We start from the raw sequence: 13687 nt of genomic DNA on the forward strand, positions 1-13687 counted from the left end.
CATGCGAGACAGTCTCTATGTCGCCCTCTCCGCTCAGATGGCCCTCGAGCGCCGGCTCGATACGATCGCCGACAATGTCGCCAACGCCAGCACCGTCGGCTTTCGCGCCACCGGCGTGAAGTTCGAGGACGTGGTGTCGGGTGCAGGGCAGAAGTCGGTATCGTTCGCTTCCTCCGGCAAGACCTATCTGTCGGGGGCTCACGGTGCCATGACGGAAACCGGCAACCCGTTCGATTTCGCCATCCAGGGCGACGCCTGGTTCGCCATCGACACGCCGGCAGGCACCGTCATGACCCGCGACGGCCGCTTCTCGATGAACGAGAATGGCGAGCTGATGTCGGTCGAGGGCCATCCGGTGCTCGACGCCGGCGGGGCGCCGATCCAGCTCGATCCCCGTAACGGCCCGCCCAAGGCCGGCGCCGACGGCTCGCTGCGCCAGAACGAACAGCTCGTCGGCTCGATCGGCCTCTACAATTTCGATCCGGGCCAGAATTTCGTTCGCTACGGCAATTCCGGCATTGTGCCCGCACGCACGCCCGAACCAGTCACCGACCGTTCCGATGTCGGCATAGCGCAAGGTTTCGTCGAGGAATCCAACGTCAATCCGGTGCTGGAAATGACCCGGCTGATCATGGTTCAGCGAGCCTTCGAGAACACCGCCGCGCTGATGCGGCAGACCGATTCTTCCACCGACGAGGCGATAAAGACGCTCGGCTCGAAGTCGTAGCATGTCGTCGGAGCAACCATCCATCCGCGCACCCGAAAGACAGCTCCAGCCGGCGCCGAAGGATAGGCTTGCCGGGTTGGAGCGGATTATCAGGCGCTTCGGCGACGGCGACGGGCTGGTCAAGCGCGGCGGTCTCGTCACCGAAGTCACACCCACGCACTACAAGGTGCGCGGCCTTTCCGATTTCACCAGGCTGGGCGACATCGTCGAGCAGCGCGGCCAGGCCGGCGCGCGCCGCGGCGAGATTGTCAAGATCAGCCGGGACGAGGTTGTGATAGCACCCTTCGAACGCAGCGCCGACGCCGGCATCGGCGATGCCGTGTTCCGCAGGGGTCCGCTCGCGGTGGCGCCGCATGCCTCGTGGCGCGGCCGCGCCATCGACGCGCTCACCCGGGCGATCGATGGTGGTCCGCCTCTGATCAGGGGCGACGACATGTCGGCGACCGCCGCGACGCCCGGCGCCATGGTGCGGCAGCGTGTCGGCACAACCTTCATGACCGGCGTCAAGGTCATCGACATCTTCACGCCGCTCTGCTTCGGCCAGCGCATGGGTGTCTTCGCCGGCTCTGGCGTCGGCAAGTCGACGTTGCTTGCCATGCTCGCCGGCGCCGACGCGTTCGACACGGTCGTCGTGGCGCTGATCGGTGAACGCGGCCGCGAGGTCCGTGAATTCCTCGAGGACACGATCGGCGACAGCATGGCCAAGACCGTCGCCGTCGTCGCCACAAGCGACGAGAGCGCCATGATGCGCCGGCGCGCGCCCGACACCGCCATGCGCGTGGCAGAGCATTTCCGCGACCAGGGCCACCGCGTGCTTTTGGTGCTGGATTCGATCACCCGCTTCGCCCACGCGCTGCGCGAGGTGGCGACCGGCACGGGCGAGCCGCCGGTCGCCCGCGGCTATCCCGCCTCGGTCTTCACCGAATTGCCCAAGCTGCTCGAACGCGCCGGACCCGGAGCTGAAGGTAAAGGCTCTATAACCGCCATCATTTCCGTGCTGGTCGATGGCGATGACCACAATGATCCGGTCGCCGATTCCTTGCGCGGCATCCTCGACGGCCATGTCGTGCTCGACCGCGCGATCGCCGAACAGGGCCGCTATCCGCCCGTCAATCCACTGTCGTCCATATCGCGACTTGCGGGCAAGGCCTGGAGCGTCGAGCAGCGAGCCCTGGTGACGCGGCTGAAGTCGATGATCTCCCGCTTCGAGGACACGCGCGACATCCGCCTGCTCGGCGCCTATCAGGGTGGCGTCGACGCCGAACTCGACATGGCCGTGCGCCAGGTGCCCCTGATCTATGAGGCGCTGACGCAATCGCCTAGGGACCGTCCGTCCGCCGATCCGTTCTCCGACCTTGCCCGCTATCTCAAGGGAAAACAGAATGCCGAACCAGGAGACTGAACGCCAGTACACCGAGCGCCTCCTGAACGAGATGATCGCCGAGGCGAACGCCGCGGAGCAGGCTCGAGCGGAGGAGGCCAGGGTCGCCAAGGCAAACACCGCCGGCGCCATGGCCGCCCGGACCGCGGCTGTTCTGGCCAGGGCCGTCAAACCGGCTCTCCCCAGATCCGAACCTGTTCTGGGTCGGACCGCCCTTTCCTCAACGCATGTGGTTCCCGGCGTCGATACTCCCGAGATGGCGCAGGCCAGCCGCGAATCGCTGATCGATGGCCTGTTCGCCGCCACCGAATGGCCGCAACCGCCAAAGGCGCAATTTCCAAAATTGAGAAAGAAGGCTGACCGTCGCAGCGACGTCGTCATCGCCGCGCTCGGCATCACGCTCGGCCTGACCTGCGCCCTGTTTCCCTGGTACATTTTCTTCAACCAGGACCAGTTCGGCGTGCAGGCGATCAAGTTCGGCGGCACCGGCACCAATTCGGGACGCGCGGGCGGCGGTGTGGTCGCCGCACGCAGCGCGCCGCTGACCGCCAAGGACGTTCCCAACACCAGCGTCGACCTGCTTGCCACCGGCACGGTGCAGGACGATTCCAAAGCGGACCCACCCGGCGACCAACCCTTTCCCGCCGATATCGCGAAGTTCCGCATGGTCCATGTCGCCAACGGCCGCGCCATGATCGAGGACGACACCGGCCTGTGGATGGTCCAGCGGGGTTCGACGCTGCCGGATTCCAGCAAGGTATCGGCGATCGAACAGCGCAACGGCAAATGGGTCATGCTCACCAGCGCCAACCAGGTGATCGAGCTTTCCCGGTAAGGCGGTTCGACTTTGGCCAGAGCTGGATCCAATTCAAGAGACGGAGCAAGATGCCGTCCAAAAGCCGCTTCATGCTTTTCGCCGTCATTTTCTAGCGACCGTCCGCAAGGTCCGCGCAAGACTGGCGGCCTAGTCTTTGGGCATATGCCCGGAGATTCCCATGGAGCCTGTTTCCCTTTTCGATCTCGCCGCCAAGCAAGCGCAGTGGCTGTCCGTGCGTCAGTCGGCGGTCGCCGGCAACATCGCCAATGCCAACACGCCGGGCTACACGGCAAATGATGTCGAGCCGTTCGAGAAGGTGCTCGACCGCACCGCGGTGTCGCTCCAGATCACCGAGCCCGGCCATCTCGGCAGTGCTGCCACCAATGCCGGCTTCACCATCAAGCCGCAGGAAGACGACGGCGTGATCATGCCGTCCAAGAACACGGTCGTGCTTGAAGACCAGCTTCTCAAGGCCGGCGAGGTACGCCGCTCCTTCGAACTCAACACGGCCATCGTCAAGGCATTCCACTCAATGATGATGATGGCGGTGAAGAGCTGATCATGGACGCACTGACCGCAGCCCTCAAAGTCGCAGCATCAGGCCTCGGCGCCCAGTCCGAGCGCCTGCGCGTGGTCTCGGAAAACCTCGCCAACGCCCAGTCGACAGGCACCACGCCGGGCGCCGACCCGTATCGCCGCAAGACCATCAGCTTCGTCTCCGAACTCGACCGGGCTTCCGGCAGCTCGACGGTTGAAGTGAATTCGATCGACCGCGACCCGAGCAACTTTCCCGTCGAATTTCAGCCCGGCAACGAGGCTGCCGACGACAAGGGCTACGTCAAGATGCCCAATGTGAACGTGCTGATCGAAATGGCCGACATGACCGAGGCCAACCGCTCCTACGAGGCCAACCTGCAAGTGGTGAAGCAGGCGCGCGACCTCATTTCAATGACCATCGACCTGATGAGGAACCAATGATCGTCAACGGCATCGGCGCGCTCAACCTGAAGCCTGGACTGGGCGACACAGCCACCGACCTGCTTCAGGGCGGTGTCGCGCCCGCGACAGCTGGCAACCTTGGCACCTCCTTCGCCGAAGCGGTGAGCCAGGCTGCCTCCAAGACCGTCAGCACCATGCAGAATGCCGAGCAGGTGTCGCTCCAGGCGCTCAAGGGCGACGCCGACACCCGTCAGGTGGTCGATGCCGTGATGAGCGCCCAGCAGGCGCTGCAGACCGCCGTCGCCATCCGCGACAAGGTCGTCTCGGCCTATCTCGAAGTCAGTCGCATGGGCATCTGAGGAGCACGCCATGAAAGCACTCGCCATCGCCGCTACCGGCATGAATGCCCAGCAGACCAATCTGGAAGTCATCGCCAACAACATCGCCAACATCAACACCACCGGCTACAAGCGCGCCCGCGCCGAATTCTCCGACCTGCTCTACCAGGTCGACCGCACGCAAGGTGTGCCGAACCGTTCCAACGCCTCGCTGGTACCGGAAGGCGTTTCGATCGGTCTCGGCGTCAAGACGACCGCCGTGCGCAACGTCCACACACAGGGCGAGCTGACCAGCACCGGCAACAGTTTCGACATGGCGCTCACCGGCAGGGGCTGGTTCCAGATCGAGGGTGCCGATGGCGGCACGCTCTATACGCGCGCCGGCGCCTTCAACACCAACGCCACCGGCCAGCTGGTGACGGTCGACGGGGCCAATGTCATTCCGGCCATCACCGTGCCGACCGATGCGGTCGAGGTGATCGTCAACAAGACCGGTCAGGTCTTTGCCCGCATCGACGGCCAGACCAACCTGCAAACTCTCGGTCAGCTTCAGATCGTCAACTTCGCCAACGAGGCGGGATTGGCACCACTCGGCGACAATCTGTTCCAGGAAACGACCGCCTCCGGCCCGGCCAATGCCGGCGTGCCCGGCGATCCCGGCTTCGCCACCATCCAGCAAGGCTATCTTGAGGCTTCCAACGTCGATCCGGTCAAGGAGATCACCGAACTGATCTCGGCGCAGCGCGCCTATGAGATGAATTCCAAGGTCATCCAGGCCGCCGACGACATGGCCTCCGTCGTCTCCAAGAACATCAGGTAACGGATGATGGCCATGCCGATCTCCTGCTCCGCATTCCGTCGCGCCGCGCTGTTCGTAGCGCTGGTGGCCGGCGGCATGCCGGCTTTCGCCCAGGACTCGGCCAACCAGATCGCCAGCAACCAACCTGCTGGCGAGGTCGTGCTGATCCCCAACCGGGTCATTTATCCCGGTGAGACGATCGAACTCGCCGCCCTGAAGCAGGTCACCCTCATCCCCGGCAAGCACAAGCCCGATGCTGTTGCGACCCGTTCCGAGGAACTCCAGGGCAAGATCGCCAAGCGCACGCTGCTGCCGGGCCGCTACATTCCTTCAGCCGCCGTCCGTGAGGCCTGGCTGGTCGAGCAGGGTGCCGCCGTGCAGGTCTTCTTCGTCGCCGGCGGGCTGACGATAACGGCCACCGCCGTGACCTTGCAGCCGGGCTCGGCCGGCGACTTCATCAAGGTTCGCAACAGCGACAGCGGCAAGATCCTCTCCGGCACGGTGATGGCCGACGGCACAATTCAGGTCGGCGCTTCATGATGCGCCCATTTGCCCTTCTGCTCGCGGCGGCACTTGGCCTGCAGCCGGCGCTGGCCGATGGCCTGACGTCCAAGGCCAAACGCGAGCTCGCCGCCAGGAATGGCGGTGTTTACGACGATCCCGAATATGATCCGGCCACCACCACACGCATGTTCCGCGTTTCGCCCGGGCCGAGTTCGCTGCCGCCAGGCCAGGTCGCCTCGCGCATCAAGGACATCGCGCAGCTGCAGAGTTCGCGCGACAACCAGCTCGTCGGCTACGGCCTCGTCATCGGGCTCGCCGGATCCGGCGACAGCCTGCGCAATTCGCCGTTCACCGAACAGTCGATCCGCGCCATGCTCGAAAATCTCGGCATCGCCACCGAAGGCGGCAGCGCACGCGCCAAGAACGTCGCCGCCGTCATCGTCACCGCCAACATGCCGCCCTATGTGCAGTCCGGCGCCCGCATCGACATCGACGTCTCCTCGATGGGCGACGCCACCTCGCTTGCCGGTGGCACGCTGATCATGACGCCGCTGAAGGCGGCGGACGGGGAGATCTACGCCGTCGGCCAGGGCGCGGTCATCGTTTCCGGTTTCATCGCTAAAGGCCAGGCCGAGCAGTTGACGCAAGGCGTGCCGACCGCCGGCCGCGTGCCGAACGGGGCCATAGTCGAGCGGCAGGTGAAGGCCGAGTTCGACGACCAGTCGACGCTGACGCTGCAATTGCGTAATCCCGATTTTTCGACCGCTATCCGCATCGCCGACGCGATCAACGACTACACCGCCCAGCGCTTCGGCATGCGCGTAGCGGCAGAGCGCGATTCCCGAACCGTGCAGATCAGGCGGCCGAAGAGCGTTTCGGCGGCCCGCTTCTATGCCGAGATCGAGAATCTGGTGGTCGAGTCTGACACGCCGGCCCGCGTCGTTATCGACGAGCGCACCGGGACCATCGTCATCGGCAACGACGTCAAGATCTCGCGTGTCGCCATCAGCCACGGCACGCTGACGGTGCGCATCACGGAAGCGCCGCGCGTCGTGCAGCCCGAACCCTTCTCCAAGGGCGAGACCGCCATCGAGCCGTTCACCGCAATCGATGCCAGCCGGCCCGATGCCCGCGTCGCCGTGCTCGACGGGCCCGACCTGCAAACCCTTGTTTCCGGCCTCAACCGTCTCGGCGTCAAGCCGGACGGCATCATTGCCATCCTGCAAGGCATCAAGTCGGCCGGCGCCCTGCAAGCCGATCTGGTTCTCCAATAGGCGATGCCGATGATCTCCTCCCTCTCGTCCCGTGAAAGACGCCGCTCCCGCACCTTCCTGTTTGCGGCCGCCCTCACGGTCATGCCTGTTTTTGGTGGCGCACACGCGGACGATACCGTGCGCCAGGTTCTGCCCGGTGCGCAGCCCGTGGTCGCGCCGCCGCAATTGACGCGGCAGAAAGCGCCGGACCAAAGCGAGATCGAGCGCTTCTGCTCCAATATCGCCGACGCCGCTCGCGACCGCCGCTATGCCTTGCAGGCCGAGGAGTTGAAACAGCTCCAGGCCGGCATCGACGAGCGCATGAAAGCTCTGGACGCAAAGAAAGCCGAATACGAGACCTGGCTGAAGCGGCGCGAAGTGTTCCTGGCCCGGGCCGAGGACGGCGTCGTCAAGATCTATGCCGGCATGAAGCCCGATGCGGCGGCCGAACGCTTGGCGATCGTCAACGCAGACCTGGCCGCGGCCATCCTGATGAAGCTCGATTCACGCAAGGCGGGCGTCATCCTCAACGAAATGGACCAGAAGGCGGCGGCGACGCTCACCGGCATCATGGCCAGCGCAGCCCGAAGGGTAGATCCGTCATGATCCGCAGAATGCTCATCCTGTGCGCGGTGGCAGCCTTGTCCGGCTGTGGAACCAACTTCAAGGAGATCGGCAGGGAACCGGCGCTGTCGCCGGTCGGATCGGGCATCGGCAGCGACGGGGCAGCGCCCTACAGCTATCCTCAGCCGCCCGCCACGCCGGTCAAGAAGTTCTCTCTGTGGGACGATCGCCAGAGCCGGCTGTTCACCGATCCCAGGGCGCTGCGCGAAGGCGACATCCTGACCGTCAGGATCAAGCTCAACGACAAGGCCAATTTCAAGAACCAGAACGACAGGAGCCGCACTGCCGCGCGCAAGCTGGGCTATGACGTCACGCTCGGATGGGAAGGCAGCAGCACGAGCGGCAAGGGCGACGCCGGCTTGAGTTCCAGCACCGAAACCAACGCCGATGGCGAAATCAAGCGCTCGGAGAACCTCGAGCTCAACGTCGCCGCCGTCGTCACCGAGGTCCTTCCCAACGGCAATTTGATGATCAGGGGTTCACAAGAAGTGCGCGTCAACTACGAACTCAGGGTGCTCACCATCGCCGGCATGGTGCGCCCGTCTGACATCGGCGCGGAGAACACCATCTCCTATGAACGCATCGCCGAGGCGCGGATCTCCTATGGCGGCCGCGGTCGCGTCAGCGAGGTCCAGCAGCCGGCCTACGGCCAGCAGGTCCTCGACCAGGTTCTTCCGTTCTAGTTCTTGGCATTCTGGGGATTGGAGAGCAAAGCGCCATGGCCGATGTCGAACAGGTTCAGCCTCGCAAGGGTCCTTCCCTTGCCATCCAGGGCGCCATGCTGCTCGTGGTGACTGCCGCCGCCATCGGCATGGGCTGGATGTCAGGCGGCTACCTCAAAGGCGTCGATGCACCACCATTGGTGCCGGTTGCGCCTGAAAATGAGGGCAAGGTCGCCCAGCCCGCCGCCGCACAACAGCCTGGCACGGGCCCGACGCTTGTCGCACTGGCGCCGATCACCACCAACATCGCCTCACCCGCGGATACCTGGATCAGGATGGAAGTATCCGTGGTCTATGACGCGCCGCAGCCGCCGGCCATGGCGGAGAACATTCAACAGGATCTTCTGGCATTCGTACGTACCCTGAAGACGCACCAGATCGAAGGCGCCAGCGGCTACCAGCATCTGAAGGCCGATCTCGACGAACGCGCCTCGATCCGCAGCCAGGGGCACGTCAAACAGGTTCTTATCAGGACATTGCTGCTCGAATGAGAAAATTCCTTCTTGCCGCGGTACTGATCGGTGCCGCCACCTCCGTCGCGGCGGCCCAGCAACTGGACCTTGGTGCCATCGGCAAGGCCGATGGCACCACCGTCGGCTACATCATCCAGATGTTCGGCCTGCTTACCGTCTTGTCGGTGGCGCCGGGGCTGCTGATCATGGTGACGAGCTTCACCCGCTTCGTTATCGCCTTCTCGATCCTGCGTGCCGGCATTGGCCTGCAATCGACGCCGGCGAACCTCATCCTCATTTCGCTGTCGCTGTTCATGACCTTCTATGTCATGGCGCCGACCTTCGATCAGGCCTGGAATACCGGCGTCAAGCCGCTGATGGACAACCAGATCAGCCAGACCGAGGCCTTCGGGAAGATTTCCGATCCGTTCCGCACCTTCATGCTGCACAATGTGCGCGACAAGGACTTCGATCTTTTCGCCGATCTCGCGCGCGAGCGCGGCCAGGTCGTTGCCAAGGAGACCGTCGATCTGCGCATCCTGGTGCCCGCCTTCATGATCTCCGAAATCCGGCGCGGCTTCGAGATCGGCTTTCTGATCGTGCTGCCATTCCTGGTCATCGATCTGATCGTCGCCACCATCACCATGGCGATGGGCATGATGATGCTGCCGCCCACGGTCGTGTCGCTGCCGTTCAAGATCCTGTTCTTCGTCCTGATCGACGGCTGGAACCTGCTCGTCGGCAGCCTGGTGCGCTCTTTCACCTGAGCGCCCGCGCCCGGCATCAGGCACCGCGCGCGCCGAGGAACCGGGCGGCGCGAGCATCATCGAATTTTCTCCGAATTATTTTCGATTAACCGTCCGATTTAGTCCTTTGGTAGGGACTCGCCGCCATAGTCGCTCGCAGATGGCGGGTGACCCAAACGCAACGGTCATTGGCATGATGCCGCTCCGTCATACCGGACAAACCGGTATGCAAAAAACACCTGTAAAAACAAGGTACGAGTAGCCATGGCCAGTATCATGACCAACGCCGCAGCGTTGACCGCGCTGCAGAGCTTGAACGCCACCCAGAAGAGCCTCGACACCACCCAGTCCCGCATCTCGACGGGCTATCGCGTCTCCCAGGCTTCGGACAACGCCGCCTACTGGTCGATCGCCACCACGATGCGCTCCGACAACCAGGCCATGTCCACCGTCTCGGACGCGCTCGGCCTCGGCGCCTCCAAGGTCGACACCGCCTACACCGGCATGAACAGCGCGATCACCACCATTAACCAGATCCAGCAGAAGCTGACCGCATCCTACGGCCAGACGGATGCTTCCAAGGAAAAGACCCAGGTCGAAATCGCCGCTCTGCAGAAGCAGCTGCAGGCCTATGCCGATGGCGCCACCTTCTCCGGCACCAATATGCTGTCGGTGTCCACCGCCTCGGGCACGGCGGCCGACGTGAAGGTCGTTTCGGCCTTCAACCGCAGCGCCGCCGGCGCGGTTTCGATCTCGACGATCGACGTCAATGTGGAAAGCATCAAGCTCTATGACGCCGGTGCTGCCCCGACTGCGAAGGGCATCCTCGACACGGCTCGTCTCGGCACCACCGGCGCCGCGGTTACCACGGCATCGAACCCGACCCTGGGCGCTGCCGCTGCGGCCACCGATACCTACTCGGTCGCCTCTCTGGCCATCTTCTCGGGCACCACTGCTGCCAGCGATACCCAGATCCAGCAGATGATGAACGTCGTCGATGCCGCGCTCAAGGGCATGACGACCGCCGCCACCAAGCTTGGCGCCGCCAAGAGCTCCATCGACCTGCAGAAGACCTTCACCTCGAGCCTGATGGACTCCATCGATCGCGGCGTCGGCCAGCTCGTCGATGCCGACATGAACAAGGAATCGACCCGCCTCCAGGCCCTGCAGGTTCAGCAGCAGCTCGGCGTCCAGGCGTTGTCGATCGCCAACGGCTCCTCGCAGTCGATCCTGTCTCTCTTCCGCGGCTGATCGCTCTCGACCGACCAAACCAGGCAAACGGGCCGCGCCAGAAGCGCGGTCCGTTTCGCGTTTGCTCCAGCCCCGCGCAACTCTCGTTCCTTAACCCTCTAAAGTCGGCTTTTAACAGGCCGTTAACCATAACGCGCTAGTCATGGTTAACCAATGACTTACAACGGATTACCGAATCGGTCCGATCGGGGCGGCGGCAATCCACGGGCGGGTCGAGCGGCTCGCGAGGGCAACGCCGGTTTTTGAGAAAGACCGGTCTGGAAAAAAGGAGCGAGTTTCTTGGCGAGCATCATGACGAACGCTGCGGCGTTGACTGCACTTCAGAGCCTCAACGCCACCAACAAGTCGCTTGAGCAGACACAGGCCCGCATCTCGACGGGCTACAGGGTCTCCGAAGCATCCGACAACGCGGCCTACTGGTCGATCGCCACGACGATGCGCTCCGACAACCAGGCGCTCTCGACCGTGCAGGACGCGCTCGGCCTCGGCGCCTCGAAAGTCGATACCGCTTATACCGGCATGAACAATGCGCTGGACACGATCGGCAAGATCAAGACCAAGTTGCTCTCCACCATTGGCCAGACAGCTGCTGCCAAGGCGAAGACACAGACCGAAATCACGGCCCTCCAGGCGCAGATGAAGTCTTTTGCCGATGCCGCCACCTTTTCAGGTTCTAATTACCTTTCGGTGACATCGACACAGGTCGCCGCCGCCAATGATGGCGTCCAGGCCAACGCCAAGATCGTCTCGTCCTTCAATCGCTCCTCCTCGGGCGCCATTTCGCTCGGCACGATCGACATCGATGTCGAGAGCACCAAGCTGTTCGATTCCGGTCTCTCCACCGCCGTCAAGAACCAGGGCACGCTCGACCGCCAGACCTCGGTCTATTCCACGGCGGCCGCCCAGAACCTGTATGATACCGCTTATGCGGCCGCAATCGCCGGCGGCGGCACGGACATTGCCGCCAACACCGCCGGCCAGACCGCGGCCGGTGCGGTGGTTCCCAGGATCGACAATGTTTCCGCTTACAATCTCGATATCACGGCGGCCGGCGTGACCGACGACATCATCACCCAGATGGTCGGCAAAATCGACAAGGTCATGAGCCAGTTGACCGACTCCGCCACCATCCTCGGTTCAGCCAAGAGCAGCATCGACCTGCAGAAGACCTTCACGCAGAGCCTGATGGACTCCATCGACCGCGGCGTCGGCCAGCTCGTCGATGCCGACATGAACAAGGAATCAACCCGCCTCCAGGCGCTGCAGGTGCAGCAGCAGCTCGGCATCCAGTCGCTGTCGATCGCCAACAGCTCCTCGCAGTCGATCCTGTCGCTGTTCAAGAACGGCTAATTCAACCTTAGCCGACGGATACGTCGATTTCCAATTCACGGGCCGCGTCGCAAGCGCGGCCCGATTTCATTTTCGCACAAGCTTCGAGGATTAGTGTTCCGGCGGACAGTCATGCTGGGAGTCGCTCAATCGTGCCGGAACAGATCCAGAGCATCATCTCGAATCTCCGCGGCTTTGGCGTCAGGCGCCTCGCCATGCTGGCGGGCATCGCTGTCCTGGTGATGGGCGTCATCGGCGTTGCCTCGGTCTACCTCAACCGCCCGGCCTACGACACGCTCTATGTCGGGCTCGACCGCTCCGACGTGAACCAGATCGGCCTAGTATTGGGCGAAGCCGGCATCGGCTTCGACGTCGGCGCCGACGGAACCTCCGTACTGGTGCCGGCCGGCACCACGGCGCAGGCGCGCATGCTGCTTGCCGAGAAGGGCCTGCCGACCAGCGCCAATGCCGGCTATGAGCTGTTCGACAATGTCGGCGCGATGGGCCTCACCTCCTTCATGCAGCAGATCACCCGCGTGCGTGCGCTGGAAGGCGAGATCGCCCGCACCATCCAGTCCATCGCCGGCATCAAGGCGGCGCGCGTCCACATCGTCATGTCCGAGCGCGCCAATTTCCGCCGCGACGAACAGCAGCCCTCCGCCTCGGTCGTCATCCGTTATGCCGGCATCGACGCGGAGAAGAGCGCCATGTCGATCCGCCACCTCGTCGCCGCTGCCGTGCCTGGCCTGTCGGCCGACAAGGTGACGGTGCTCGATTCCAACGGCAATCTGCTGGCCGCGGGTGATGATCCCTCCAATACCAGTGCCGCCCGCACGCTCGGCATCGAGCAGACCGTGGAGGCGCAGATCGGTGACAACATCCGCCGCGCTCTGACACCCTATCTCGGCCCGGACAATTTCCGCGCCAGCGTCAAGGCCGAGGTCAACACCGACACCCGTCAGACGGAAGAGACAATCTTCGACCCGAATTCCCGCGTCGAGCGCTCGGTGCAATCGGTGCGCGCCAATGAGAACAGCAACCAGAAGCAGGCTTCAACTCCCGCCAGCGTCGAGCAGAACCTGCCCGAAACCCAGGCGACCAGCACCGAGGGTCCGCAGACCTCCTCGGCCAACGACCGCAAGGAGGAGATCACCAATTACGAGATCAATTCCAAGAAGATCGCCACCGTCTCCAACGGCTATTCAGTGACCAAGATGTCGATTGCCGTCGTCGTCAACCAGGATCGGCTGAAGACGATCCTGGGCAAGGATGCGACACCGGAGCAGATCGCCAAGCGCGTCGCCGAAATCCAGAAGATGGTGAGCTCCGCCACCGGCTTCGACGACAAGCGCGGCGACGTCATCGACGTCTCGGCCGTCGAGTTCATCGACGGGCTGGACGGCGAGGCGGTGCCCCAGGCGGGAATGCTCGATTCCATCGGCCAGCACGCCGGCACGCTGATCAATGCCGGCGCCTTCATCGTCGTGGTGTTCCTGGTCGCCTTTTTTGGCCTGCGGCCGATGGCGGCCGCGTTGACGGCCAGGGCGACGCCCGCCATAGCAGGCCCCAATTTCGATGAAGTCCAGCGCTCTCTGCCGACGCCGGAGGCAGCCGCTTCCGCCGATGCGGGTGCCGCCATTGGCGCCCTGCCCGGCACGCGTGCCGGCGCCACCCCGCTCGACGATCTGCGCCAGAAGATCAGGCCGGCCCCGCAGGAGCGGCTTGCCCGCATGGTCGACATCAACGAGGAACGCACCGCGCAGATCCTGCGCAAATGGGCGGCCCAGGAAGTCGCGGCGTAGACC

The 13687-nt window shown here is 64.0% G+C and carries 16 protein-coding genes; all 16 read left to right on the plus strand.

The annotated features are described in order from the left end of the window. The first annotated feature begins 1 nt into the window (after window position 1). The 16 genes from flgF to fliF all read left to right on the plus strand — a co-directional run bounded on the left by flgF (window position 2) and on the right by fliF (window position 13684). Window positions 2-727 (plus strand): flagellar basal-body rod protein FlgF, encoded by a 726-nt coding sequence (gene flgF / locus FJ434_RS06905; protein ID WP_027144745.1) that lies wholly within the window; start codon window positions 2-4, stop codon window positions 725-727. 1 nt (window position 728) lies between these two features. Continuing rightward, window positions 729-2129, plus strand: coding sequence for a flagellar protein export ATPase FliI (gene fliI, locus FJ434_RS06910; RefSeq protein ID WP_140745454.1), 1401 nt, complete (start codon window positions 729-731; stop codon window positions 2127-2129). Further along, entirely contained in the window at window positions 2110-2943 is an 834-nt protein-coding gene (locus FJ434_RS06915) for a hypothetical protein (RefSeq protein WP_140745452.1), read from the plus strand. Before fliI ends, FJ434_RS06915 begins: the two co-directional genes overlap by 20 nt. Window positions 2944-3103: 160 nt before the next feature. After that, complete coding sequence (gene flgB / locus FJ434_RS06920; RefSeq protein ID WP_027144748.1) at window positions 3104-3484, plus strand: flagellar basal body rod protein FlgB; 381 nt, start codon at window positions 3104-3106, stop codon at window positions 3482-3484. Window positions 3485-3486: 2 nt separating this feature from the next. Beyond that, complete coding sequence (gene flgC / locus FJ434_RS06925; RefSeq protein WP_015315914.1) at window positions 3487-3903, plus strand: flagellar basal body rod protein FlgC; 417 nt, start codon at window positions 3487-3489, stop codon at window positions 3901-3903. Beyond that, a complete protein-coding gene (locus tag FJ434_RS06930; protein ID WP_027144750.1) occupies window positions 3900-4223 on the plus strand; it encodes a flagellar hook-basal body complex protein FliE in 324 nt (107 codons plus the stop codon). Before flgC ends, FJ434_RS06930 begins: the two co-directional genes overlap by 4 nt. Before the next feature lie 10 nt (window positions 4224-4233). After that, window positions 4234-5022 (plus strand): flagellar basal-body rod protein FlgG, encoded by a 789-nt coding sequence (flgG, locus tag FJ434_RS06935; RefSeq protein WP_010911276.1) that lies wholly within the window; start codon window positions 4234-4236, stop codon window positions 5020-5022. A 6-nt stretch (window positions 5023-5028) separates the two neighbouring features. Continuing rightward, window positions 5029-5541, plus strand: a complete 513-nt coding sequence (gene flgA / locus FJ434_RS06940) for a flagellar basal body P-ring formation chaperone FlgA (RefSeq protein ID WP_181165816.1) — start codon at window positions 5029-5031, stop codon at window positions 5539-5541. Further along, window positions 5538-6779: a flagellar basal body P-ring protein FlgI gene (locus FJ434_RS06945; RefSeq protein ID WP_140504136.1), complete on the plus strand. Its 1242-nt coding sequence runs from the start codon at window positions 5538-5540 to the stop codon at window positions 6777-6779. The genes flgA and FJ434_RS06945 overlap by 4 nt, the downstream gene beginning before the upstream one ends. A gap of 3 nt (window positions 6780-6782) precedes the next feature. Continuing rightward, a complete protein-coding gene (locus FJ434_RS06950; RefSeq protein WP_140745449.1) occupies window positions 6783-7364 on the plus strand; it encodes a MotE family protein in 582 nt (193 codons plus the stop codon). Continuing rightward, window positions 7361-8065, plus strand: coding sequence for a flagellar basal body L-ring protein FlgH (flgH, locus tag FJ434_RS06955; RefSeq protein ID WP_140504140.1), 705 nt, complete (start codon window positions 7361-7363; stop codon window positions 8063-8065). Before FJ434_RS06950 ends, flgH begins: the two co-directional genes overlap by 4 nt. Before the next feature lie 35 nt (window positions 8066-8100). Beyond that, a complete protein-coding gene (locus tag FJ434_RS06960; RefSeq protein ID WP_140745447.1) occupies window positions 8101-8595 on the plus strand; it encodes a flagellar basal body-associated FliL family protein in 495 nt (164 codons plus the stop codon). Further along, window positions 8592-9323 carry a flagellar type III secretion system pore protein FliP gene (gene fliP / locus FJ434_RS06965; protein ID WP_140745445.1) on the plus strand — a complete coding sequence of 244 codons (732 nt, stop codon included), beginning with the start codon at window positions 8592-8594 and terminating at the stop codon, window positions 9321-9323. The genes FJ434_RS06960 and fliP overlap by 4 nt, the downstream gene beginning before the upstream one ends. Before the next feature lie 243 nt (window positions 9324-9566). Continuing rightward, window positions 9567-10553, plus strand: a complete 987-nt coding sequence (locus tag FJ434_RS06970) for a flagellin (protein ID WP_140504145.1) — start codon at window positions 9567-9569, stop codon at window positions 10551-10553. Window positions 10554-10832: 279 nt separating this feature from the next. Further along, window positions 10833-11903, plus strand: a complete 1071-nt coding sequence (locus FJ434_RS06975; protein WP_027144759.1) for a flagellin — start codon at window positions 10833-10835, stop codon at window positions 11901-11903. A 131-nt stretch (window positions 11904-12034) separates the two neighbouring features. Beyond that, window positions 12035-13684, plus strand: coding sequence for a flagellar basal-body MS-ring/collar protein FliF (gene fliF, locus FJ434_RS06980; RefSeq protein ID WP_140745429.1), 1650 nt, complete (start codon window positions 12035-12037; stop codon window positions 13682-13684). The last annotated feature ends 3 nt before the right edge of the window (window positions 13685-13687 follow it).

The sequence above is a fragment of the Mesorhizobium sp. B2-5-13 genome (assembly GCF_006440535.1).
Classification (GTDB): Bacteria; Pseudomonadota; Alphaproteobacteria; order Rhizobiales; family Rhizobiaceae; genus Mesorhizobium; species Mesorhizobium salmacidum.

What these genes read in the sequence shown, in the direction of transcription:
- flgF (WP_027144745.1), top strand. Translation starts at nt 2, where the DNA reads ATGCGAGACAGTCTCTATGTCGCCCTCTCCGCTCAGATGGCCCTCGAG.
- fliI (WP_140745454.1), top strand. Translation starts at nt 729, where the DNA reads ATGTCGTCGGAGCAACCATCCATCCGCGCACCCGAAAGACAGCTCCAG.
- FJ434_RS06915 (WP_140745452.1), top strand. Translation starts at nt 2,110, where the DNA reads ATGCCGAACCAGGAGACTGAACGCCAGTACACCGAGCGCCTCCTGAAC.
- flgB (WP_027144748.1), top strand. Translation starts at nt 3,104, where the DNA reads ATGGAGCCTGTTTCCCTTTTCGATCTCGCCGCCAAGCAAGCGCAGTGG.
- flgC (WP_015315914.1), top strand. Translation starts at nt 3,487, where the DNA reads ATGGACGCACTGACCGCAGCCCTCAAAGTCGCAGCATCAGGCCTCGGC.
- FJ434_RS06930 (WP_027144750.1), top strand. Translation starts at nt 3,900, where the DNA reads ATGATCGTCAACGGCATCGGCGCGCTCAACCTGAAGCCTGGACTGGGC.
- flgG (WP_010911276.1), top strand. Translation starts at nt 4,234, where the DNA reads ATGAAAGCACTCGCCATCGCCGCTACCGGCATGAATGCCCAGCAGACC.
- flgA (WP_181165816.1), top strand. Translation starts at nt 5,029, where the DNA reads ATGGCCATGCCGATCTCCTGCTCCGCATTCCGTCGCGCCGCGCTGTTC.
- FJ434_RS06945 (WP_140504136.1), top strand. Translation starts at nt 5,538, where the DNA reads ATGATGCGCCCATTTGCCCTTCTGCTCGCGGCGGCACTTGGCCTGCAG.
- FJ434_RS06950 (WP_140745449.1), top strand. Translation starts at nt 6,783, where the DNA reads ATGCCGATGATCTCCTCCCTCTCGTCCCGTGAAAGACGCCGCTCCCGC.
- flgH (WP_140504140.1), top strand. Translation starts at nt 7,361, where the DNA reads ATGATCCGCAGAATGCTCATCCTGTGCGCGGTGGCAGCCTTGTCCGGC.
- FJ434_RS06960 (WP_140745447.1), top strand. Translation starts at nt 8,101, where the DNA reads ATGGCCGATGTCGAACAGGTTCAGCCTCGCAAGGGTCCTTCCCTTGCC.
- fliP (WP_140745445.1), top strand. Translation starts at nt 8,592, where the DNA reads ATGAGAAAATTCCTTCTTGCCGCGGTACTGATCGGTGCCGCCACCTCC.
- FJ434_RS06970 (WP_140504145.1), top strand. Translation starts at nt 9,567, where the DNA reads ATGGCCAGTATCATGACCAACGCCGCAGCGTTGACCGCGCTGCAGAGC.